The 22,583-nt window shown below is 72.1% G+C and carries 13 protein-coding genes; 6 read left to right on the top strand and 7 right to left on the bottom strand.

What is annotated here, in order from left to right:
* Positions 1-9 precede the first annotated feature (9 nt).
* On the bottom strand, positions 10-2,292 hold the full coding sequence (locus tag ABVB68_RS18970) for a catalase (RefSeq protein WP_353602246.1): 2,283 nt from the start codon (positions 2,290-2,292) through the stop codon (positions 10-12).
* 641 nt (positions 2,293-2,933) lie between these two features.
* Positions 2,934-3,281 carry an ANTAR domain-containing protein gene (locus tag ABVB68_RS18975; protein WP_353602247.1) on the bottom strand — a complete coding sequence of 116 codons (348 nt, stop codon included), beginning with the start codon at positions 3,279-3,281 and terminating at the stop codon, positions 2,934-2,936.
* Positions 3,282-3,413: 132 nt separating this feature from the next.
* Here ABVB68_RS18975 and ABVB68_RS18980 point away from each other — a divergent pair, with 132 nt between their 5' ends.
* Positions 3,414-4,367, top strand: coding sequence for a helix-turn-helix domain-containing protein (locus ABVB68_RS18980; RefSeq protein WP_353602248.1), 954 nt, complete (start codon positions 3,414-3,416; stop codon positions 4,365-4,367).
* Between the two features lie 57 nt (positions 4,368-4,424).
* Here the strand turns inward: ABVB68_RS18980 and ABVB68_RS18985 are convergent, their stop codons facing one another.
* The 3 genes from ABVB68_RS18985 to ABVB68_RS18995 all read right to left on the bottom strand — a co-directional run bounded on the left by ABVB68_RS18985 (position 4,425) and on the right by ABVB68_RS18995 (position 10,075).
* Entirely contained in the window at positions 4,425-6,980 is a 2,556-nt protein-coding gene (locus tag ABVB68_RS18985; protein ID WP_353602249.1) for a pectate lyase-like domain-containing protein, read from the bottom strand.
* A gap of 744 nt (positions 6,981-7,724) precedes the next feature.
* Complete coding sequence (locus tag ABVB68_RS18990; RefSeq protein WP_353602250.1) at positions 7,725-8,540, bottom strand: inositol monophosphatase family protein; 816 nt, start codon at positions 8,538-8,540, stop codon at positions 7,725-7,727.
* Positions 8,541-8,878: 338 nt separating this feature from the next.
* A complete protein-coding gene (locus ABVB68_RS18995; RefSeq protein ID WP_353602251.1) occupies positions 8,879-10,075 on the bottom strand; it encodes an FAD-dependent oxidoreductase in 1,197 nt (398 codons plus the stop codon).
* Between the two features lie 595 nt (positions 10,076-10,670).
* On the opposite strand from ABVB68_RS18995, the gene ABVB68_RS19000 reads away from it, so the two are divergent.
* A complete protein-coding gene (locus ABVB68_RS19000; protein WP_353602252.1) occupies positions 10,671-11,678 on the top strand; it encodes a Ppx/GppA family phosphatase in 1,008 nt (335 codons plus the stop codon).
* Between the two features lie 321 nt (positions 11,679-11,999).
* On the opposite strand, the gene ABVB68_RS19005 is transcribed toward ABVB68_RS19000, so the two are convergent.
* Positions 12,000-13,106 (bottom strand): GNAT family N-acetyltransferase, encoded by a 1,107-nt coding sequence (locus ABVB68_RS19005; protein WP_353602253.1) that lies wholly within the window; start codon positions 13,104-13,106, stop codon positions 12,000-12,002.
* A 959-nt stretch (positions 13,107-14,065) separates the two neighbouring features.
* On the opposite strand from ABVB68_RS19005, the gene ABVB68_RS19010 reads away from it, so the two are divergent.
* The 4 genes from ABVB68_RS19010 (at position 14,066) to ABVB68_RS19025 (ending at position 19,013) form a co-directional block, all read left to right on the top strand.
* Positions 14,066-16,237: a glycoside hydrolase family 31 protein gene (locus tag ABVB68_RS19010; protein WP_503006183.1), complete on the top strand. Its 2,172-nt coding sequence runs from the start codon at positions 14,066-14,068 to the stop codon at positions 16,235-16,237.
* Positions 16,238-16,363: 126 nt separating this feature from the next.
* Positions 16,364-17,578 (top strand): chitinase, encoded by a 1,215-nt coding sequence (locus ABVB68_RS19015; protein ID WP_353602254.1) that lies wholly within the window; start codon positions 16,364-16,366, stop codon positions 17,576-17,578.
* A 111-nt stretch (positions 17,579-17,689) separates the two neighbouring features.
* Positions 17,690-18,466, top strand: coding sequence for a polysaccharide lyase family 7 protein (locus tag ABVB68_RS19020; protein WP_353602255.1), 777 nt, complete (start codon positions 17,690-17,692; stop codon positions 18,464-18,466).
* Positions 18,467-18,560: 94 nt separating this feature from the next.
* Entirely contained in the window at positions 18,561-19,013 is a 453-nt protein-coding gene (locus tag ABVB68_RS19025) for a hypothetical protein (RefSeq protein WP_353602256.1), read from the top strand.
* A gap of 174 nt (positions 19,014-19,187) precedes the next feature.
* Here ABVB68_RS19025 and ABVB68_RS19030 read toward each other — a convergent pair whose 3' ends face one another.
* The gene (locus tag ABVB68_RS19030; protein ID WP_353602257.1) at positions 19,188-22,562 is read right to left on the bottom strand and encodes a pyruvate carboxylase; all 3,375 of its coding nucleotides are present in this window, start codon (positions 22,560-22,562) and stop codon (positions 19,188-19,190) included.
* Positions 22,563-22,583: the final 21 nt, after the last annotated feature.

A 22,583-nucleotide genomic window follows, 5' to 3' on the forward strand; every position in this document is an offset into this window, starting at 1 on the left:
CCGTGCCGGTCAGGCGACGGCGGACGGGAAGCGCTCCCAGACCCGGTGGGCGCCCAGCAGCCGGGTCAGCTGCTGCAGGACGTTCTCCGCGCTGTCGCCGACGACCACACCGGGGGCGTCGAGCGGGATGCCGGCCGCCTCCAGGGCGCTCTCGCCGCCCTTGGCCGCGCCGATGGCCTTGCCGTGCCGGTACGCCTCGGTCAGCAGCAGCCCGACCCGCGGGTCGGGGGTGGCCTGCTGGGATGTGGGCAGGCCCGCCTTGGCGTCGCGGGCGCCGTAGGCGTCCGCGCCGACGCCGGGGGTGCCCGCCACCAGCAGGGCGTCGAACTCGACGGAGCGGGCGGTGACGTAGGTCCGCTGTACGGCCAGCGCGTCCGAGCCGTCGCCGAGGGTGCCGCCGGTGGGTGCGACGACGAGCGGGACCATGCCGCCGTCCAGCACGGCCCGGCGCACGGCCCGTACGCCGTCGAGGTCGCCGTCGGGGCCGGTGACGATGCCGATGATCCGGCCGTCGGTCGGCCAGGTGTGTCCGAGCTGCGACAGGACCGGGCTCGGCGTGACGTCGGCCAGCGGCACGGTGGGCTCGGGCACGGGCAGGCCGAGGCCCGCCGCGACGCCGGCGCACAGCTCCGGGTCGATGTTCGCCAGGACCCGCAGTGCCCGCTCGCGGATGGCCACCTCGTAGCACTTGGCCAGTTCGAAGGTGTAGGCGCCGATGATGTGCTCGCGCTCCACCGGGCTCATGCTGAGCCAGAACCGGCGCGGCTGGCTGAAGTGGTCGGCGAACGACTCGGGTGCCGCACGGACCTTCGTCGACTCGGGCACCCGGACGGGGGCCTCGACGTACGCCCCGAGGTCGGCGCCGGCCGTGAACGGGCAGCCGCCGTCCAGGGAGTTGGGGCGGTAGGGGGCCACCCCCCGGTGCACGGCGGTCTGGTGCATGCCGTCGCGCAGCATGTCGTTGACCGGGGCATGCGGCCGGTTGATGGGCAGCTGCGGGAAGTTGGGGCCGCCCAGGCGGGTGATCTGGGTGTCCAGGTAGGAGAACAGGCGCCCGGCGAGCAGCGGGTCGTCGGTGACGTCGATGCCGGGGACGAGGTGGCCGACGTGGAAGGCGACCTGTTCGGTCTCGGCGAAGAAGTTCGACGGGTTGCGGTTCAGGGTGAGCAGCCCGATGGGCTGCACGGGGGCCAGTTCCTCGGGGACGATGTTCGTCGGGTCCAGCAGGTCGATGCCCTCGAAGGTCTGGTCGGGGGTGTCGGGGAAGGTCTGGATGCCGAACTCCCACTCCGGGTAGGCGCCCGACTCGATGGCGTCGGCGAGGTCGCGGCGGTGGAAGTCCGGGTCGACGCCGTTGATGATCTGCGCCTCCTCCCAGACCAGGGAGTGCACGCCCAGCTTCGGCTTCCAGTGGAACTTCACCAGGGTGGTCCGGCCGTCGGCGTCGACCAGGCGGAAGGTGTGGACGCCGAAGCCCTCCATCGTCCGGAAGGAGCGCGGGATGCCGCGGTCGGACATGTTCCACAGGGTGTGGTGGGTGGCCTCGGTGTGCAGGGTGACGAAGTCCCAGAAGGTGTCGTGGGCGCTCTGCGCCTGCGGGATCTCCCGGTCCGGGTGCGGCTTGCCGGCGTGGATGACGTCCGGGAACTTGATCGCGTCCTGGATGAAGAACACCGGGATGTTGTTGCCGACCAGGTCGAAGACGCCCTCGCTGGTGTAGAACTTGGTCGCGAAGCCCCGGGTGTCGCGGACGGTGTCGGCGGAGCCGCGGGAGCCCAGCACGGTGGAGAAGCGTACGAAGACGGGCGTCTCGACGTCCTCGGCGAGGAAGGCCGCCTTCGTCACGTTGGCCGCCGTGCCGTAGCTGCGGAACACCCCGTGCGCTCCGGCGCCGCGGGCGTGGACCACGCGCTCGGGGATGCGCTCGTGGTCGAAGTGCATGACCTTTTCCCGCAGGTGGTGGTCCTGCAGAAGCACCGGTCCGCGGGGTCCCGCCTTGAGCGAGTGGTCGGTGTCGTACAGCCGCGTGCCCTGGGCGTTGGTCAGATAGGCGCCGCTCTGCGCCATCCGTGCCTGGTCGGCGCCGGTGGGCTGGCCGGTGGGCGAGACGGTGGCCGGGCCGGTCTGGTCGGGCTTGGGGGGCAGCGGTTCACGGGGTTCGGTCGGTTCGGCGACCGGCGGCGACTCCGGGCCCGGCTTGCCGGGGATGCCGTTCTCGGGGCCCGCGGGCTCGCCCTTCAGAGCGTCCGACACCTTGTCCGCCGCTCGCTTGAGGGGGTTGGTCTCGCTCATCGGTACCTTTCTTCGCTGGTCACAGGTACGGGCCCGGCACGTGCGGAGGCGGGGTCTCAGACGTGCGGGGCCGCGCCCTAGGGTCATGCGACTGACAAATGAGAACAAAAAAGGTGAATAAGGTGAAAGCAATGAAAGCGGTCGGCGCGTTGCCGTATTGAGGTCCCCGGGCCGGGGCGTCCGAAACCGGGAACCGCGAGGGACTTCCCGGTCGGGGTGAAGTCGGGCCGTCTCCCATCGAGTTGCCGGGGCGGCAGGCCCGCCGGACGCACGGGTCCGGTCCCGGAGACCGCCGGGCAGGGCCGAGCACCCCCTGCCGAGGGGTGTCTTCGTCAGGAGGGCCGGCTTCTTGACCCGGGGAGCGGACGGCCACCGGGCCGCCCGCTGTGGTCACCCTAAGCGCTGGCCGCCGTCCACGCAGTTCGGGACATACCGGTCAGGTGCCGGCGATGACGCGCAGGGTCTTCAGGGAGGGGTCGGCCCCAGGGCCGCTTCGGGCCGCGTGCGCTCACCACCGGCGCCTTGGACGGCCTCGCGGCACTGGTGCGCACGGGCTGGAGCGCCGCACCGCTGGCTGACGGCACGGCCGCACGGGTGGGTGACGGGACGGCCGCACGGGTGGGTGACTGAAGAGCCGCCGCTCAGCTCAGTTCCGCGTACCGCAACTCCGGCTCCTCGCCGCGGCGGTCGGGAGCGCTGTCGCGGGCGTGTTCCACGGCGGCGGTCAGGGTGCGGCGGATCGCCTCGGGCAGCCGGCCGGTGGCCGGCCACTGCACCAGGCAGCGCGCCACCTCGCGCAGTTTGACGTTGGTGTGCTGAGAGATGTGTCTGAGCACCGCCCAGCCCTGCTCGGGACCGAGGGCACCGACGGTGACGACCACGCCGATCGCCTGGTCGACGAGGGCATGCGAGCACACGGCACGCCGCAGCTGGGCCACCTCCTCCCGGAGCGCCCCCAGCCGGTCCGTCTGTTCATCATGGTCGATCATGCCGCCACCATGCGCACCGCGGCCCGGCGGCGACAGCCCGTGGGCGAACAAAATGGCAGGTCGCAGGCCGAAAAACGAAAAACCCCTGATCAGCGGGCACATCACCGCGACACTCCGGGGCAATCGAGAACCATGGAGACGCTCACCTTCGACAGTGACGACCTGGACGTCACGGAGGACTTCCTCAGCCACGCCTACGCCAGGATGCGTATCGGCAGCGCCACGCCCGGCTCGAACCGCGCCCGGGTCCGGCGTGCCGGCATCTCCTCGGTGAGCGTCGACGAACTCTCGCTGGACTTCGAGATGAGCTACTCGGTGACGCCGCTGGGCCGGATCTGTCTGTGCGTCGTCCACGAGGGGACGGTGCGGGACCACGGCTTCCAGGGCGTCGAGGACTCGTTCGGGGCGGGCGACGTGGTGCTGTTCGCCCCACCGGACCTGCCGTATTCGGGGCGGATCTGCAACGCCCGCTACAACATCACGATGCTGGATCCGGCACTGCTCACCCAGGTGGCCGGCGCTCCGGACGGGGCAGGACCGGTACGGCTGACCGGTCACCGGCCGCGGTCGGCTGCCGCGGCCGCCCATCTCGCCCGCACCATCACCCATCTGCGGGATGCGGTGCTGTGCGATCCGCAGATCGCCGACCAGCCGCTCATCGCCGCCACGGCGGCCCAGCACCTGGCGGCGAGCGTGCTGACCGCGTTTCCCAGTACGGCGCTGCCCGAGCCGACCGCGGCCGACCGCAACGACGCGCATCCGGCGATGCTGCGGCGCGCGCTCGCCTACATGGACGACCACGCCGACCAGCCCACCACGGTCGCCGACGTCGCGGCCGCGGCGCATGTGACGGTCCGCGCGCTGCAGTACGCCTTCCGCCGGCATCTGGACACGACCCCGCTCGCCCACCTGCGCCGGGTACGGCTCGCGCACGTCCATCACGACCTGGTGGCCGCCGATCCGGGCTCCGGGGTCACGGTCACGGCGATCGCGGCCCGCTGGGGCTTCCATCACCCCGGCCGGTTCGCGGCCCTCTACCGCGAGACCTACCGGCGGGCTCCGTACGAAACCCTGACCGGGGACTGACCCACATGAGACGTCCCGGGCCGCAGCGGGGCACCGGCCCGGGACGAGGGATCCCGGCTACGGGAAGGACGTCACCTTGGAGGGGACGGTGCTCGTCCCCGAGGTGGGTGCGCCGGTGCTGTTGACGACGTGGGCGTACTGGCCCATGCCGCCGAGGGAGATCACCTGCAGGTCGTGCATCTCGATGCCGGAGCCGGTGGGCACCTGGAAGCCGTGCTGCTGGACGATCGAGGGGTCGGCCGTGTAGTTGCAGTAGCTGCCCAGGCCCCAGGCCTCGTGCGTGGTGACGGAGTCGGCGACCTTGTAGGCCGCGTAGCCGGTGATGCCGTCGTGGGTGACGGCGGCGGCGTTCGGGGCGTCGTACGCCTTCTCGTTCTGGAAGAAGACCGTGCGGCCGCGTTCTCCGCTCCAGTACACGTCGTACTTGTTGAAGTGCTCGACGAACAGCCCGGTGGCGAGGACGTCGTTGCCGTTGACGCGCAGGCCGTAGTCGGCGCGGTTGGTGTCCCAGCCGACGCCGCTGCCGTGGTCGGCGCGCCAGATCCAGGTGTGGTCGATGACGACGTTGTTGCTGTCGACCACCACGGAGTTGGTGGCGAGACCGGGTCCGGCGCCGCCGACGCGGATGAACACGTCCTGCATGGTGGTGGGATCGGCGGAGTGGTCCGCGCCGGCGCCGGGGGTGCCGATGCGCAGGAGCGTGTCGGAGTTGACCTGGCCCGCGTCGATGAGGAATCCGGCGAGCTTCACGCCGTCGACGTCGGCGACGTGCATCGCGTCGACGCCGTTGTCCGGGACGAGGGTGGCGAGACCGAGTCCCAGGACGACCGTACCGGCGCGGGTGACGTCGATGGTCCGGTCGAGGTGGTAGACGCCGGGCGTGAAGAGGAGGTTGAGGCCCTGGGCGAGGGCCGCGTTGATGGTGGTGGCGGTCGCGCCCGGCTTCACGACGTAGAACTGGTCGAGCGACAGGGACGTGCCCGCGTTCGCCGGCCAGGACACGCCTCGGGCGTTGGTGCGCTTGGCCGGGACGAACACCTTGTAGGCGGAGCCGTCCAGGTAGAGGAAGGGCTTCTCGCGGGAGACGGGGGTGGTGTCCAGCGTGGTGTACGGGCCGCTGTCGAAGTTGGTGGCCGGTGCGCCCTGGACGCCGGAGAACGTCATGTTCCACACGCCGTTGGTCCAGCCGCCGACCGAGCTGTCCCGGGTGTACCACTGCTGCTGGGAGTACGGGCCCACGGTGCCGTCGATCTTCGAGTCCGCGATGTAGCCGCCGGAGGCCCAGCCGTAGCCGTTCGGGGCGAGGTTGAGGCCGCCCTGGACGTGAATACGGCGGAACGGCGCCGCCTGGGCGACGGCCCAGCGGTCGGTGCCGTTGGACGGCCTGATCGCGAGGTTCTCCGCCGAACGCCAGAAGTTCTGCGTGGCGTTGCCGTTGAACCAGCCCGCGTCGACGGTGACGTCACCGTTGATCTGGGTGTCGTCCGGGTTCAGCCCGAGTCCGGAGATCGAGGTGTAGAAGCCGACTTGCGCGTTGATGCCGTTGTAGGTGCCCGGCTTGAGCAGGAACTGGTAGCGGCCGGTGCCGAACTGGGCCGACTCCTGCCGGGCGAAGACGTCGTCGAACTTCTGCTGGACGTTCGGGGTGGAGGGGTCGACGACGATGACGTTCGGACCCAGGTCGCCGCCGCCCTGGACCGGCGGGACACCGGTGGAGCCGGTGTGCACGGCGACCTCCCACAGGGAGTACCCGTATCCGGTGCCGCGTGCGGTGCCGTTGATCCGGACGTACCGGCCGGAGCCGCTGACGTCGTACGACGCCGTGCCGCCGGTCGCGCCGGTGACGCTCTTCAGGGTGCTCCAGTTCTGGCCGTCCGTGGAGGTCCGGATCTGGAAGTCCTTGCCGTAGGCGGCCTCCCAGTTCAGGTCCACCTTGCACAGGTCCTGGACGGAACCCAGGTCGACCTGCAGCCACTGGGGGTCGGCGGGCTGGCTGGACCAGCGGGTCGAGGTGCTGCCGTCGAAGGCGGCGGAGGCGGGGGTGCCGGCGTTCTCGGTGGAGGAGGCGGAAGCGGGCCTGCCCTGGGCGGCGTTGGCCGTGCCGCAGGCGGGCTGGGTGCCGCTGGTGCTGCCGAACACCTGGAACTCCCACAGGGAGTAGCCGTACGAGGTCGCGCGGTGCACGCCGAGCATGCGCACGTAGCGGCCCTGTCCGGAGACGTCCAGAGTGTCGACACCGCCGTCACCGCCGGTGACGGATTTCAGGTCGGTCCAGCCGGTGCCGTCCTTGGAGATCTGGACCTTGTAGTCCTTGCCGTAGGCGGTCTCCCAGTTCAGCACCACCTGGGTGACAGAGGCGGTGGCTCCCAGGTCGACCTGCAGCCACTGGTCGTCGGTGGCGGCGGAGGACCAGCGGGTCCCCATGTCTCCGTCGACGGCGCCGGCCGCGCCGGTGCCGTAGTTCTCCTCGGAGGACGCGGTGGCCGACTTCCCCTGGGACAGGGGGGTCTCGGCCGCGGCGGCCGGCGTGGGGGCGAGGGGCAGGGTGATCAGCGCGGCCGTGGCGGCCAGCGCGACCCCGAGGGGTCTGAGTCTGTTGCGGCGTGGTCTCATGCGGCGGCTCCCTGTGGCTACCGGGGTCGGATGGGCGACCCCTCGGCTTACTTCATGTTTTGATTTAAGTGATGAGGCAAGCGGGCCACAAGCCTTCGGAAGGCAATCACTTCAACGATGCCGCTGGCGCCGGGACTTGGTCGGGCCGGGCCGGGCCCGGTCGGACGGGCCCGGGCAACTGGTCGGGTGAGGACGGGTATCGGCAGGGTGCGGCCGCGAATCGGGTTAGCGGGGCCGGGACTTGGCCAGGCCCGGGACTTGGTCCGGCCGGGGCTTGGCCAGCCTGGGCCTTGGCCAGGCCCGGGACTTGGTCCGGCCGGGACTTGGCCAGCCTGGGCCTTGGCCAGGCCCGGGACTTGGTCCGGCCGGGACTTGGCCAGGCCTGGGACTTGGTCCGGCCGGGACTTGGTCCGGCCGGGACTTGGCCAGGCCTGGGACTTGGTCAGGCCCGGGACTTGGTCAGGCCTGGGACTTGGCCAGGCCTGGGACTTGGCCAGGCCTGGGACTTGGCCAGGCCTGGGACTTGGCCAGGCCCGGGACTTGGCCAGGCCCGGGACTTGGCCAGGCCTGGGACTTGGCCAGGCCTGGGACTTGGCCAGGCCTGGGACTTGGTCAGGCCCGGGACTTGGTCAGGCCCGGGACTTGGTCAGGCCCGGCGCGGGAGCCGGTGCTGACGCCGGTCGTGGCACGACCCCAGCGTGTCGGCGGGGTGGCGCCGGAGTCTTCGAACGCCGCCCGATCACGCTAACTCGACCGGCCCGCCTGGCCCTTGATCAGTTCCAGCAGGGCCGCGTGGGTCTGCGCGTCGGCCGCGGCGATCAGCCCGCCCGTGCCGCTGTGCACGGGCTCGCCGTACAGGTCGGACACGGTGCAGCCGGCCGCCCGGCACAGCGCGATCCCCGCCGCGAAGTGGACGCTCTCGCGCAGGTCGCCGTCGGTCACGTAGGCCGCCCTGCGTCCGGCGGCGACCCAGGCGACGGCGAGGGTGCTGGAGACCACTCGGGGCCGAAACCGCTCGGCGAAGCCGGGGTCGCCGAGCAGGCGTGCGGCCCGGAAGCCGGGCGCGTTCGGGAACGGCGGGTCCAGGTTGACGTCCACCAGCGCGGATTCGGCCGACGGTACCGCCACCTGGTCGGCGCCGTCCCGGTGGACCCGGGCCCCGGCGCCGTCGGCCCAGAAGACCTCGCCACTGAACGGGTCGGCCGTCGCCGCGGCCGTCACCTCGTCATCCACGCGCAGCGCGACGTTCACGCCGACGAGCATGGTGTGCACGGCGTAGTTGAGGGTGCCGCAGAGCGGGTCCACCAGCCAGCGCCGGGCGGTACCGGCCACTCCGGTGGGTCCGCTCTCCTCCGCCGTCACCGCGTCCGCGGGGCGGGCCTCGTGCAGCACGTCCAGGATGGCCCGCTCGGCTCGGAGGTCCGCTTCCGTCGCGAAGTCGCCGGCGGACTTCGCATAGTGCTCGAGCCGTTTGCCGTACAGGTGACGCACCACGGCCGCGCCGGCCCGGGCCGCCGTCACGGCCACCCGGGCGTCGGACTCCCCACTCCAGATCGACATGCGAGCAGGATAGGCACAACCCCCCGGCGGAACACGGGAGTCGGGCCCGGCCTCGCCCCGGGCCCGGGCTCCGCCCGGCTGCCGGGAACGGCGATCCGGGAACGGGGCTCCGGACTCCGACGGAGATCGGGGCGCGCGCCACGTGCTCGTAGAACGCCTTCCAGCCGCCGTTCTTGTCGACTCCGCGAGCCGTAGTAGACGTCTAAGTATCCGGAGGCGATGTCCACGAACAGGCGGTGGTCGCGGAACGATCCGGCCCCGGCACTCGCCCCGGCAATGGACTCCGCTGGTTCGCCTCTTGCACTCTCGCGCGCCCCGTACTGCGGCGGCCGCTGCGGTCAGTGCTCTTCGGACGGGGCGGCGGCGAGTGCGATGTCCCAGTGCAGCTGGCGGACGAGCGCCTCGTCCGGCTGCGCGGGACGGGAGGCGGCCGGGCCGGGGCGGGACGGGCCGCCGGTGCCGCGGGAGATGCCGCCGCTGACGGTGATGTTGTGCTCCACCCGCGGGCGGCGGTGCCGCTCGTACGCGGCGAACGCGCTCTCCGGGCCGGGCATGTCACGCAGTGCCTTGGCGAGGACGACGGCGTCCTCCAGGGCCATCGAGGCGCCCTGGCCGGTGGCCGGGGAGGCGGCGTGGGCCGCGTCGCCGACGACCAGGATGCGGCCGGAACGCCAGGTGGCGCCGAGGGGCAGCTCGGTGGCGTTGGTGACCATGACGGTGTCGGCGGCGTCGACGAGGTCCGCGGCCGGCGTGGCGTCCTTGCGCAGCAGCGGCAGCAGCCGCTCGCGCAGCACGGCGTGGGGCTCCGCGGACGCTCCCGGGGGCAGCGGGTCCGCGGCCACGCGGGCGAACCAGTAGGTCTCCCCCACCGGCGAGACCGCGTAGCCGAAGGCGGCCTCGCTGCCCCGCACCATGACGATCGTGCCGCCCGGATCGGCCGTGGGCACGGCGCCGGGGACGGCGGTGGCGGTGTAGCCGTAGTAGACGTGCTGGCCCGCGTAGACGGGGCGGACTCCGGGGGTGATGAGCCGGCGCACCGTCGAGTTCAGCCCGTCGGCGCCGATGAGCAGGTCGCCGGTGGCGCTGGTGCCGTCGGCGAAGCGGACGGTGATGCCGTCGGGGCCGTCCGTCACGGACTCCAGCCGGGCGCCGTGCCGCAGTGGGATGCCGCGCCGGAGCGCCTCGCCCTGCAGGGCCGCGTTCAGCTCGCCGCGGCGCAGGCAGCGGTAGCGCAGGGCGGGGTCGGCGGCCTCGCCGAGCGGTGCCCGCCCCTGCTCGGTGCCCCGGGCGTCGAGCAGCCGCAGGGAAGTCAGCGGAAAACCGACGGCCGTGACGGCATCGGTGGCGTCGAGCTGCGCCAGTGCGCTCATGCCGTTGCTCGCGAGGGTCAGGAAGGCGCCGATGTCCTCGGCCGTGTCGGGGTGCGCCTCGCACACGGTGACGTCGTGTCCGGCCTTGTGCAGGCCCAACGCGGTCGCGGTACCCGCGATGCCGCCGCCGATCACCAGCACCCTCGTCGCATCCGTTCTGGTCAAGACCCGCTCCCCGTGCCGACAGTGGTCATGACCCATCTAAGGGCAGCGTGGGCCGTACGAGGCTCAGGGGGGCCGGGATCCGGACAGGGCGGCCCGCACGGCGCCGGGCATGTGCGCCACGCGACCGGCTCGCCTCGGCCCGGGCGTGCATGGCGGGCTTCGCCGCGTTGTCCGCGTCTGCCGGGCGCTACGGGAGCCCGACAGGGCGGACCGCGCGGCACCGGGCATGTGCGCCACGCGACCGGCTCGCCTCGGCCCGGGCGTGCATGGCGCGCTTCACCGCGTTGTCCGCTCCTGCCGGGCGCTCCGGGATCCGGACAGGGCGGCCCGCACGGCGCCGGGCATGTGCGCCGCGCGCGACCGGCTCGCCTCGGCCGGGCCCACATGGCGCGCTTCACCGCGTTGTCCGCGTGTGCCGGGCGCTCCGGGATCCGGGCGGGGCGGACCGCGGGGCGCTCGGCCCGTGCGGCGCGCGCCACCGGCCCGTGTCGGCCCCGCCGGGCGAGCCGGTCCCGGGAGCACGTCCCGGCACGGTGTGCACCGGCGCGCCCCTCGTGTGACGGGTGGTCACCGGTGGAGTGGGTAGTTGCGGGCCATGCGGGTGAGTGTGGTGGATGCGGGGTCGAACACGGTCCGACTGGTGATCGCGGATGTGGAGGGTGGCGTTCCACTGCCGGTCCACACCGTCAAATGGAAGCTGCGCCTGTCCGAACACGTCGGTCCGGACGGCACCATCGCCGACGAGGCGGTGGAGCGCTTGGTCAAGGCGGTGGCCGCGGCCGGCCACACGGCCCGCAGGTGGCATGCGCCGGGCCCGCTGGCCTTCGCGACCGCGGTCGTGCGCGGCGCCCCCAACCGGCGGGAGGTGCTGCGCCGGGTGGCGTCCGGAACCGGGATCCGGATGTGCACCCTGCCGGGTGAGACCGAGGCCGAGCTGACCTTCCTGGCCGCCCGCCGGTGGCTGGGCTGGAGCGCGGGGCCTCTGGCCCTGCTCGACATCGGCGGAGGCTCGCTGGAGGTGGCCTTCGGCCGGGGCCGGCTGCCCGACTTCGCCGCCTCCCTGCCGCTCGGCGCGAGCCGGCTGACCCGGGAGTACCTGGGAGTCGAGGATCCGCCCGGCCCTGCCGAGTTGAAGGAGCTGCGCCGCCGTATCCGCCATGAGATGCGGGACGTGGCCTCGCGGATACGCTGGGAGAGACCGCGCACCGCCGTCGTCACCTCCCGTACGTTCCAGCAGCTGGCGCGGCTGTGCGGGGCCGCGCCCGGACGCCACGGCCCTTTCGTGGAGCGCGAGTTGGCCTGCCGGGAGCTGCGCAATGCGGTGCACGAGCTGGCCGCGCTGCCCATCGCCGAGCGCGCCCAGCTGCCCGGGATCTCCGCGCCGCGGGCGGCCCAGAGCCTGGCGGGTGCCGTCGTCGGGCACACGGCGCTCAAGCTCATGGGGCTGCGCCGGGCCGTGGTCTGTCCGTGGGCGATCCGTGAGGGCGTCCTGCTCCGTTACATCGAGGACGGCGCCGACTGGTGGACGGACGCCGCGCAGGGCACGGATCCGGAGGCCCCCACCCCGTCGCCCACGCTGCGCATCGCAAGTAGGCCCGGATAGCCGGGCGCGAGGCCCGGCAGAGCCCGTGCCGCCGTCCCCGCACAGCCCGCGACACCGGTCACGCACATGCCGCGACGCCGATCCCGCGCCGCCCGCGACGCCGGCCCGGCGCACCGTACGCCCATAGGAGCCGTCATGCCGGACCGGCGCACCGAACGCCCACCGGAACCATCACGCCGGACCGGCGCACCGCGTGCCGGCCGGGACGCCGTCGCGTGACGGTGATTCCGGCCGGAGCCGCCCCGGCGCCCCACGGTCCCGGTCGCCGGCCTCCCCCTCGGCTTCCGGTGACGGGGGACGACCGGCAGGCGCCCGTCCGGTTCAGGCGTGGCGCGTGCGGGTGGCCTCCTGGGCGCGCGTGCGCAAGGTGCCCACCGTCTTCAGCAGCCGGTCGGCGGGCTCGCGCAGCCGCGGGTGGGCCAGGACCGTGTTCCGCAGGCCGCGTACCGGCCGTCGCCACAGCCGCTGGGCCAGCGCCACCGGGTGCGGGCGGCCGGCGAAGCCTTCGGCGACCCGCAGTTCGCGGGTCTTGAGCCAGTCCTTGTACTCCTTGTCGCCGCGTCCGAGGTCGACGAGGGTCACCCCGTGCCGGGCGGCCGCCTCGGCGGTCCTCAGGTGCATCATCAATCCGGGCGAGTAGTAGTGGAGTTCGGGGTCGTACGCGGTGAACCAGGCCGCCAGCACCGTGCTGGACCGGGGTCCGAAGTGGGCGGCGACCGGGCGCTCGCCCGCGTACAGCACGGACAGCACCCCGGTGAAGTGCTCCTCGCGGACCTGGAACAGATGGTCGGCCAGACCGACGATCCACGGCCGGGAGAACCGGTCCATGCGACCGGTCCTGCGGTACTGCGCGGACTTCCACCGCATGAGGGTGCGCAGCATCGCGGGATCGCGCTCGTCGAAGACGAACCGGACGTCGCCGACGTCCCGGCCCAGCCGGCGTTCCTTCTTCAGGGTCGTCTTGGCCAGCCCCGGGTACGTGCCGCGCAGCCACTCCGGATAGCTGCCGTCGCCCGGTTTCACATCGATCACCGGTGAGGCGAAGGTGCCGGTGACGTGGGGTGCGAACGGCCGTTGCTCCGGCACGAGATGGTCGAACTCGAAGATGCTGAGCCCGCAGGCGCGCAGCAGTTCCTCGGGGTGCCAGGTGACACCGGGCCGGTGGACGAGGGCCTGGCAGTCGGACAGACCGAGCCCGATGGCCCGGCCGGTGCCGAACGGGCCCCGCTCGTACGGCAGGAAGCCGGCCGGCTCCCCGTCCTCGCGCAGCACGGCGACCCGGGCGCCGCGCCGGAAGCGGCCGACCCCGATCGCGAACTCCGGTGCCAGGAACGGGTTGGCGTACTCGGGGGACTCGTCCATCGCGCGGTGCCAGGCCGCGCGCAGCTCGGAGGTCAGCTCGCCGGGTCTGTGCACGGTGATCCGCACGTCAGTTCCACCGCCCTTCCGCCGGCTCCCGGGGCGGTCCGCCGCTCGCGCGACGGGCGGGTGATGCGTGTGGTGCATGGCCGATGGATCGCATGGGCGATCGCTCCCCCCACGACGCGCCGGGCGCGTCCTGCCATTGGTTCCGGTGTCCGCGATCCCCGCCGCGCGTGTCCGTCCCGCGATCGGCGGCCGGGATTCCGAACCGTGGTACAAGGATCAAAACTCGCGAAACAGTACGCACGCTGTCAAGGGCGCCACGGACAGCGGAACGCCCGTACACGCATGCGGGCATCGACGGCGCTCCCGTTCCCCCCTCCGCCGCACCCAACTTCGGGCGGTGGCCGCGGTATTGACATGAACCTGAGCCAACCACCAGGCTGCGTGCGTGAAGTTGCTCGATTGGTGCTGAATTCGAGCGTCTCCGAGCATCTCCAGCTAGGACAGTCAATCCGCAAGGGTGCGAGGGGAGCTGTTCCGCCGTGCGAAGACCACGAAGACTGCGCCATCGTGTGCCGTGGCCGGCCTGGGTTCCGCTGGGGCTGGCGGCCGCCCTGGCCGCGACCGCGCTGGCCGGTCCGGTGCCCGCCGAGGCGGCCGCCACCACCTCCGGCACCGTGCTGGACCCCGCTCACAGCGGCGTCGGCTGGCAGAGCCCGGTCTACGCCAAGGGCACCGGCGGCGGCGCCGAGAGCTGTCCCGCCTCCGACGCCGATCCCGACGGCAAGGTGTGCGGCCGCTTCGATCTGACCGTCTCGGTGCCGGACGGCTACTGGGACGACAACCCCGAGGGGGGCGTCCCGCTGTCGATCAGGTGGGACCGCCCCTCGGCCGACTTCGACCTGTACGTCTACGACGACCACGGCAAGCAGGTGGCCTCCAGTGCCGGCACCGCCGACCCCGAGGCCACGGTGATCCCCCGGGCGTCGGGCACGTACCACGTCCTCGTCGTGCCGTACGAGGTGCACGACGACTCGTTCACCGGCACCGCCTATCTGCCCGCGACCACGGACGCCGGTGACCTCACGTCCTTCTCGGGCCGGGACGGCAGCTACACCATCGGTGCGGGGCAGCTCACCGCCCGCGCCGACTTCCTGAAGGGCGGTCAGCTGCGGCTCCAGGCCGACCCGTCGGGCTCGCTGAGCGATCCGGCCGGTACCGCCATCGTGCGTGAGCAGCCGGCCCCGCAGCGGCACACCTCGTCCTTCGACGCGGGCGACTACTACGGCATCCGCTCCCCGGGGGCCGTCCTGCGCGTCTACAAGAAGCCGCTGCGGTTCGGCCTCTACAAGCCCGACGACCGCACCCGGATCTGGCAGGAGGACAAGCCGCTGCGCTGGTCGACCGGCGGCATGCGGCAGAGCCTGACGCGCGGCCTGGACGAGCAGTTCTTCGGCGGCGGCGAGCAGAACGGCAGCCTCTCGCACCGCGGGCGGACGGTGTACGTGGCCAACAGCTTCGACTGGAACGAGGGCGGATACAACAACTCCCAGCCCTTCTACCTCTCCAGCGCGGGCTACGGCGTCTTCCGCAACACCTTCGCGCCGGGCGTGTACACCTTCGGCTCACCGGTCACCACCGGACAGCAGGAACGGCGCCTGGACGCCTACTACTTCCTCGGTGACGCCAAGCAAGTGATCGGCAAGTACACCGCATTGACGGGCAGGCCGTTCATGCCGCCGGTCTACGGACTCGAGCCGGGCGACTCCGACTGCTATCTGCACAACGCCAACCGGGGCGAGCGGCACACCCTGGACGCACTGAAGATCGCCGACGGATACACCGAGCACCGGATGCCGCTCGGCTGGATGCTGGTCAACGACGGCTACGGCTGCGGGTACGAGAACCTGGAGCAGACCGCCAAGGGCCTGCAGGACCACGACGCCCGGCTCGGGCTGTGGACCCAGGACGGCATCGGCCGACTCGCCGACCAGGTCAAGGCGGGTCAGCGGGTGGCCAAGCTGGACGTGGCCTGGGTGGGCAACGGCTACAGGTTCGCGCTGGACGCCTGCGACGCCGCCAAGAAGGGCATCGAGGACAACAGCGACGCGCGCGGCTTCGTCTGGCTGCCGGTGTCCTGGGCGGGCGCCCAGCGGTGCGGGGTCCTGTGGAGCGGCGACCAGCAGTTGTCCTGGGACTACATCCGCTGGCAGATCCCCACCTACGCCGGTGCGACCATGTCCGGCATCGCCTACAACACCGGTGACGTGGGCAGCATCTACCGCCACGACGCCAAGATGTACGCCCGTGACCTGCAGTGGAAGGCGTTCCTGCCGACCGTCATGACGATGGACGGCTGGGCCACCGACCTCACCACCAAGAAGCCCGCCGACCAGCAGCCCTGGCTCGACGGCGAGCCGTACACCTCCGTCAACCGCAAGTACCTGCAGCTGAAGGAGCGGCTGCTCCCGTACATGTACACCTTGTCCGCCGAGGCGGCGAAGACGGGGGTGGGCGCGGTGCGTCCGCTGTGGCTGGAGTACCCGGACGATCCCCGGACCCTCGGCGACCAGGCCAGGTACGAGTTCCTGTCGGGCCGCGACCTCCTCGTCGCCCCGGTCTACCAGGACTCCGACACCCGCGACGGGATCTACCTGCCCCAGGGCACCTGGACCGACTACTGGACCGGCCGCACCTACCGGGGACCGGCCACCCTGAACGGCTACCACGCCCCGCTGGACACCCTCCCGCTGTTCGTGCGCGAGGGTGCGATCGTGCCCATGTGGCCCAAGGGCACGACGAGTTGGCAGACCCGCGACCGGCACGAGCTGGACTGGGACCTGTACCCGGCCGCCCGCGGCACGAGCCGCTACACGCTGTACGAGGACGACGGTGTGACCCGTGACTTCACCAAGGGTTCGGCCGCCACCCAGCGGGTGTCGGTGCGCGCCGACAGCACGGGGACGAGCGTGACGGTCGGCGCGAGCAGGGGCGCCTACGCGGGCAAGGTCGACGCGCGCACGTACCGGTTCACCGTGCACGGTGACACCGCGCCCGGCCGAGTACTCCTCGACGGACGCCGGCTGCCCCGCTCGGCCTGGTCCTACGACGCGGACACCCACGTCACGACGGTCGCGACGCCGAGCAGGGCGCTGGACCGGGGCTTCACCCTGCGGCTGGTCGACGACAGGTAACGAGATCGTATGGTCTAGTCCAAAGAGCAGGTTGGTCTAGTCCAACTTATTGACGTGACCGCAACACCTCTCAGAGGGTGGGGCTCCCCCGCTCCGGGGCTCTCCCCCACCCTCTGGAGGCACGCAGTGAGACGTCTTCGGGCATGTCTGGGCGCGGCGGCGGCCGTCACGCTCGCCGCCGCCGGCACGACCGCGCTGGTCGCGGGCAGCGCCTCGGGCGCGGCCGGCGCACTCGACAACCGCTGGTACGCCGCAGCTCCCTATCTGATGCCGCTGGACAACGACCCGCCCGACCCGGCCGCCATCATGGACGCCACCGGCCTCAAGGCCTTCCAGCTGGCCTTCGTCCTCGCCCCCAACGGCGGCGGATGCACCCCGACCTGGGGCGGCACCTCGCCCGTCTCCTCGGACACGGCCGTGCAGTCCGTGATCAGCACGATCCGCGCCAAGGGCGGTGACGTCTCCGTCTCCATCGGCGGCTACGGCGGCACCAAGCTCGGCCAGGCCTGCGCGGACGCGTCGTCCACGGCCGCGGCCTACCAGCAGGTGATCACCAAGTACGGGCTGCACGCCATCGACTTCGACCTGGAGGAGCCGGAGTACGAGAACACCGCGGCCATCAGGAACGAGATCGGCGCGGCCAAGATCCTCCAGCAGAACAACCCGGGCCTGTACGTGTCGGTGACAACGGCCGGCACGGCGGACGGCACCGGCTGGTTCGGCAAGCAGATGCTGCTGGAGGCCAAGTCCCAGGGGTTCACCCCGAACAACTTCTCCATCATGCCGTTCGACGGCGGCTTCAACGGGGCCGCGAGCCAGACCGCCGCGCTCACGAACTTCAACTCCGTCCTGCAGTCCACCTTCGGCTGGGACCAGGCGACCGCGTACGCCCACGAGGGCTTCTCCGGCATGAACGGCCGCAGCGACACGGGCGAGTACTTCTCCCAGGCCGACTTCCAGACGGTGCTCGACTACGCGACGAGCCATCACATGGACCGGTTCACGTTCTGGTCGCTGAACCGGGACCGGCAGTGCTCCCCGGTCGACAACGGCGGCCGCACCTCGGGCACCTGCTCCGGCGTGGCCCAGAACTCGTGGGATTTCGCCAAGTACTCGATGAAGTTCGCCGGTGTGACCCCGCCGACCGGCACCCCCACCCCCACGCCCACCCCGACGCCCACGCCGACCTCCTGCAAGGCGGCCTGGTCTGCCTCGTCGGTGTACACGGCGGGCAACGAGGTCTCCTACGGCAAGCACAACTGGAAGGCCAAGTGGTGGACCCAGAACGAGACGCCCGGCGCGTCCGAATGGGGTCCCTGGCAGGACGAGGGAGCCTGCTGACGCTCTTGACGTGTCAGGTTCATACCTCTAGCTTCACGGGTCATCAGTGACCAAGGATGCGTTCAGTGTTCACAAGACTGAACGCATCCTTCTCGTGAAGGGACCCCCCACGTGAACCGCTCACGACTCCTCGCGGCCCCGGCCGCCGCGGGCCTCGCCCTCGCCCTCACGGTGCTCACCGCCGGCAGCGCGGGCGCGGCCGATCCCGGCAAGGCACCCGGCGGCAACTTCGACCTCTCGGTCTGGCAGCTCCAGGAGCCCGTCGGCTCACCCGGCTCCCCGACCACCATCCCGTCGTCCCGGCTGCAGGGCGCGAGCGGCTACCAGGACACGTACTTCTACACCGACACCCGCGACGGCGCGATGACCTTCTGGGCGCCCGAGAAGGGTGTGACCACGCCGAACTCCAACTACGCGCGGTCCGAGCTGCGGGAGATGAACCGCAACGGCAGCGCCGCCGACTGGTCGCTCAGCGGCTCCCACCGCCTCAGCGCCACCCTCCGCGTGGTCTCCGTGACCAAGAACGTCTGCGTCGGCCAGATCCACCTCGGCTCCGGCGGGTCCTCGACGAAGCCGCTGGTGGAGCTGTACTACCACGCCAACGGCGACATCGTGCTGGGCACCGAGGACTCGCCGTCCGGCGGGCAGACCCCGCACACCGTCGGGCATGTGTCCATCGGGAAGACGTGGACCTACACGATCGCCGTCTCGGGCGGGAACACCGTCGACCTGACCGTCAACGGCACCACCACGCACTACGCGATCCCGTCTTCCTTCAAGCCCTACAAGCAGTACTTCAAGGCCGGCTCCTACAACCAGTCCTCCTCGGACAGCACGACCAACGGCGCCCGGGTCGCGTTCTACGGGCTGACCGTCTCGCACGGCTGACGCCTGCCCCGGAACTGCGCGATTGGTGCATTCGGGCGAGCGGTCGTAGCGTCGTTGTGCAGCCCTCGGGGACGATCGACGGGTGGGAGCGACCATGCGCGGATCACTGACGGGAACGGCGCTCACGCTGGCGGCGTCAGCCCTGCTCACGACGTCCATGAGCACGGCGTCGGCCGGTCCGGCCACCACGGCCGCGCAGGCCGGCCCCCCGCCACCCGTGCTCGTCACCTGCCAGTGGCAGCGGGACATCCGCCCGGCCGACTTCCTCCTCGCCTGCGGTGACGGCAACAGCCGGCTCTCCGGGCTGCAGTGGTCGCAGTGGGGCCCGGACGGGGCGACGGCCGTGGGCGTGAACCTGGTCAACGACTGCAAGCCGTACTGCGCGGCGGGCAGGTTCCGCTACTACCAGGTGACCGTGCGCCTGGAGAGCCCGCAGGCGTGGAAGAAGGACCCGAACGTCCAGCACTTCACCCGGATGACCCTCACGTACGCGTCCGCCCGGCCGGACGGCTTCAAGGAGGTCATGATCTACCCGCTCTGGGACTGACGGCCGCCGGCCGGGTGTGCCTCGAACGGTCCGGATACGCGGTGCGGATCCGCGGCCGCCGACACGGGGCCGCGGCGCCGCGCGACGACCGCGGGCGACCGTGCTCTCGACGGCCGCGGGCGACCGTGCTCTCGCGCGCCGCGGCCGTGGTCGACGGCCGCGGCGCGCGCGGGCTCAGGCCAGCTCGGCCAGCAGGTCGCCGCCCTCCACCTGCTGGATCCGGTTGATCGCCAGCCGGGACACCCGGCCCGCCTTCGGCGCCGTGATCGTCGCCTCCATCTTCATCGCCTCGATGGTGGCGATCGTGGCACCGGCCGCCACCTCGTCGCCCTCGGCCACGGTCAGCGTCACCACACCGGCGAAGGGTGCCGCGACATGGCCGGGGTCGGAACGGTCGGCCTTCTCCGTCACCGGGATGTCGGAGGCCGCCGCGCGGTCCCGTACCTGGATCGGGCGCAACTGGCCGTTGAGGGTGGACATCACGGTGCGCAGTCCGCGTTCGTCGGCCTCGCCGATCGCCTGCAGCTCGATCAGCAGCCGGACGCCGGGCTCCAGGTCGACGGCGTACTCCTTGGCCGGGCGCAGACCGTAGAAGAACGCCTTGCTGTCCAGCACGCTGGTGTCGCCGAAGGACTGGCGCTGGGTCTCGAACTCGCGGGTCGGGCCGGGGAACAGCAGCCGGTTGAGGGTGGCCCGCCGGTCCTTGGCCAGCCCGTCGCGGTCCTCGGCGGACAGCTCGGGAACGGGCTTGGCGGTCGCGCGGCCCTGGAGCGCCCTGGTACGGAAGGGCTCGGGCCAGCCGCCGGGCGGGGTGCCCAGTTCGCCGCGCAGGAAGCCGATCACCGAGTCGGGGATGTCGAACTTGTCGGGAGTCGCCTCGAAGTCCGCCGGGGAGACGCCGGCGCCGACGAGGTGCAGGGCGAGGTCTCCGACGACCTTGGAGGACGGGGTGACCTTGACCAGGCGGCCGAGGATGCGGTCGGCGGCGGCGTACATCGCCTCGATGTCCTCGAAGCGGTCGCCGAGTCCGAGGGCGACGGCCTGGGTGCGCAGGTTGGACAGCTGGCCGCCGGGGATCTCGTGGTGGTAGACGCGGCCGGTCGGGGAGGCGAGGCCCGCCTCGAACGGGGCGTAGATCTTGCGGACGCTCTCCCAGTACGGCTCCAGGTCTCCGACCGCCTGCAGGTCGAGACCGGTGGGCCGCTCGGAGTGGTCGGTGGCGGCGACGATCGCCGACAGCGACGGCTGCGAGGTCGTACCCGCCATGGAGGCCGCCGCGCCGTCGACCGCGTCCGCGCCCGCCTGGATCGCGGCCAGGTAGGTGGCGAGCTGCCCGCCCGCGGTGTCGTGCGTGTGCAGGTGCACCGGCAGGTCGAACTCGCGCCGCAGCGCGGAGACGAGCTTGGCGGCGGCCGGGGCGCGCAGCAGTCCGGCCATGTCCTTGATGGCGAGGACATGGGCGCCGGCCTCGACGATCTGCTCCGCGAGGCGCAGGTAGTAGTCGAGGGTGTACAGGCGCTCGGCGGGGTCGTTGAGGTCGGCGGTGTAGCAGAGGGCGACCTCGGCGATCGCCGTGCCGGTCTCGCGTACGGCCTCGATGGCGGGCCGCATCTGGCCGACGTCGTTCAGGGCGTCGAAGACGCGGAAGATGTCGATGCCGGTGGCGGCGGCCTCCTGCACGAAGGCGTCGGTGACCTCGGTCGGGTACGGGGTGTAGCCGACGGTGTTGCGGCCGCGCAGCAGCATCTGCAGGCAGATGTTGGGGACGGCCTCGCGCAGCGCGGCCAGCCGCTCCCAGGGGTCCTCGGCGAGGAAGCGCAGTGCCACGTCGTAGGTGGCGCCGCCCCAGCACTCCAGGGAGAGCAGCTGCGGCAGGGTGCGGGCGACCACCGGGGCGACGGCGAGGAGATCCTTGGTGCGCACGCGGGTGGCGAGCAGGGACTGGTGGGCGTCGCGGAAGGTGGTGTCGGTGACGCCGATCGTCGGGGACTGGCGCAGCCGGCGGGCGAAGCCCTCGGGGCCCAGTTCCACGAGCAGTTGGCGCGAACCGGCGGGCGGCTCGCCCGCGGGCAGCGGCGGCAGCTTGGTCAGCGGGTCGAGCACGTCGGGCCGCTCGCCGTGCGGCTTGTTCACCGTCACGTCGGCGAGGTAGGTGAGCAGCTTGGTGCCGCGGTCGGCGGAGGAGCGGGCGGTCAGCAGCTGGGGGCGCTGCTCGATGAAGGAGGTGGTGACCCGGCCCGCCTGGAAGTCGGGGTCGTCGAGGACCGCCTGCAGGAACGGGATGTTGGTGGCGACACCGCGGATGCGGAACTCGGCGACCGCGCGCCGGGCCCGGCCGATCGCGGCCTTGAAGTCCCGGCCCCGGCAGGTGAGCTTGACCAGCATCGAGTCGAAGTGGGCGCTGATCTCGGTGCCCGCGTGGGTGGTGCCGCCGTCGAGACGGATGCCGGAGCCGCCCGGCGAGCGGTAGGCGCTGATCCGGCCGGTGTCCGGGCGGAAGCCGTTGGCGGGGTCCTCGGTGGTGATACGGCACTGCAGGGCGGCACCGCGCAGCGTGACGGTGTCCTGGGCGAGGCCGAGGTCGGCGAGGGTCTCGCCGCCGGCGATGCGCAGCTGGGCCTGGACCAGGTCGACGTCCGTGACCTCCTCGGTCACGGTGTGCTCGACCTGGATGCGCGGGTTCATCTCGATGAAGACGTGGTTGCCGTCGGGGTCGAGCAGGAATTCCACGGTGCCCGCGTTGCGGTAGCCGATCTCGCGGGCGAAGCGCACGGCGTCGGCGCAGATCCGGTCGCGCAGTTCGGGGTCGAGGTTGGGCGCGGGGGCCATCTCGATGACCTTCTGGTGGCGGCGCTGCAACGAGCAGTCCCGCTCGAAGAGGTGGATCACGTTGCCCTCGCCGTCGGCGAGGATCTGCACCTCGATGTGGCGCGGGTCCACGACGGCCTTCTCCAGGAAGACGGTCGGGTCGCCGAACGCGGACGCGGCCTCGCGGGACGCGGCCTCGATGGACTCGCGCAGCTGGGCGGGGTCCTCCACGCGCCGCATGCCGCGCCCGCCGCCGCCCGCGACCGCCTTGACGAAGACGGGGAAGCCGATCTCCTCGGCGGCGCGGACCAGTTCGTCCACGTCGTTGGAGGGCTGGGAGGAGCCGAGCACGGGCACGCCCGCCGCGCGGGCGGCGGCGACCGCACGGGCCTTGTTGCCGGTCAGCTCCAGCGTCTGGGCGTCGGGGCCGACGAAGGTGATGCCCGCCTCCTCGCAGGCGCGGGCCAGTTCGGGGTTCTCGGACAGGAAGCCGTAGCCGGGGTAGACGGCGTCCGCCCCGGCCCTGCGGGCGGCGCCCACGATCTCCTCCACGGAGAGGTAGGCCCGCACCGGGTGCCCCGGCTCCCCGATCTCGTAGGCCTCGTCGGCCTTGAGCCGGTGCAGCGAATTGCGGTCCTCGTGCGGGAACACGGCGACCGTGCGGGCGCCTAGTTCGTAGCCCGCCCGGAACGCGCGGATCGCGATCTCTCCACGGTTGGCGACCAGCACCTTGCGGAACATCCTGGATTCCCTTCAGCTGCC

The sequence above is a fragment of the Streptomyces sp. NPDC096012 genome (assembly GCF_040426375.1).
Taxonomy (GTDB): domain Bacteria; phylum Actinomycetota; class Actinomycetes; order Streptomycetales; family Streptomycetaceae; genus Streptomyces.

Excerpts from the sequence above, each read along its gene's own strand:
- ABVB68_RS18970 (WP_353602246.1), bottom strand. The coding sequence starts at position 2,292 with ATGAGCGAGACCAACCCCCTCAAGCGAGCGGCGGACAAGGTGTCGGAC.
- ABVB68_RS18975 (WP_353602247.1), bottom strand. The coding sequence starts at position 3,281 with ATGATCGACCATGATGAACAGACGGACCGGCTGGGGGCGCTCCGGGAG.
- ABVB68_RS18980 (WP_353602248.1), top strand. The coding sequence starts at position 3,414 with ATGGAGACGCTCACCTTCGACAGTGACGACCTGGACGTCACGGAGGAC.
- ABVB68_RS18985 (WP_353602249.1), bottom strand. The coding sequence starts at position 6,980 with ATGAGACCACGCCGCAACAGACTCAGACCCCTCGGGGTCGCGCTGGCC.
- ABVB68_RS18990 (WP_353602250.1), bottom strand. The coding sequence starts at position 8,540 with ATGTCGATCTGGAGTGGGGAGTCCGACGCCCGGGTGGCCGTGACGGCG.
- ABVB68_RS19000 (WP_353602252.1), top strand. The coding sequence starts at position 10,671 with ATGCGGGTGAGTGTGGTGGATGCGGGGTCGAACACGGTCCGACTGGTG.
- ABVB68_RS19025 (WP_353602256.1), top strand. The coding sequence starts at position 18,561 with ATGCGCGGATCACTGACGGGAACGGCGCTCACGCTGGCGGCGTCAGCC.
- ABVB68_RS19030 (WP_353602257.1), bottom strand. The coding sequence starts at position 22,562 with ATGTTCCGCAAGGTGCTGGTCGCCAACCGTGGAGAGATCGCGATCCGC.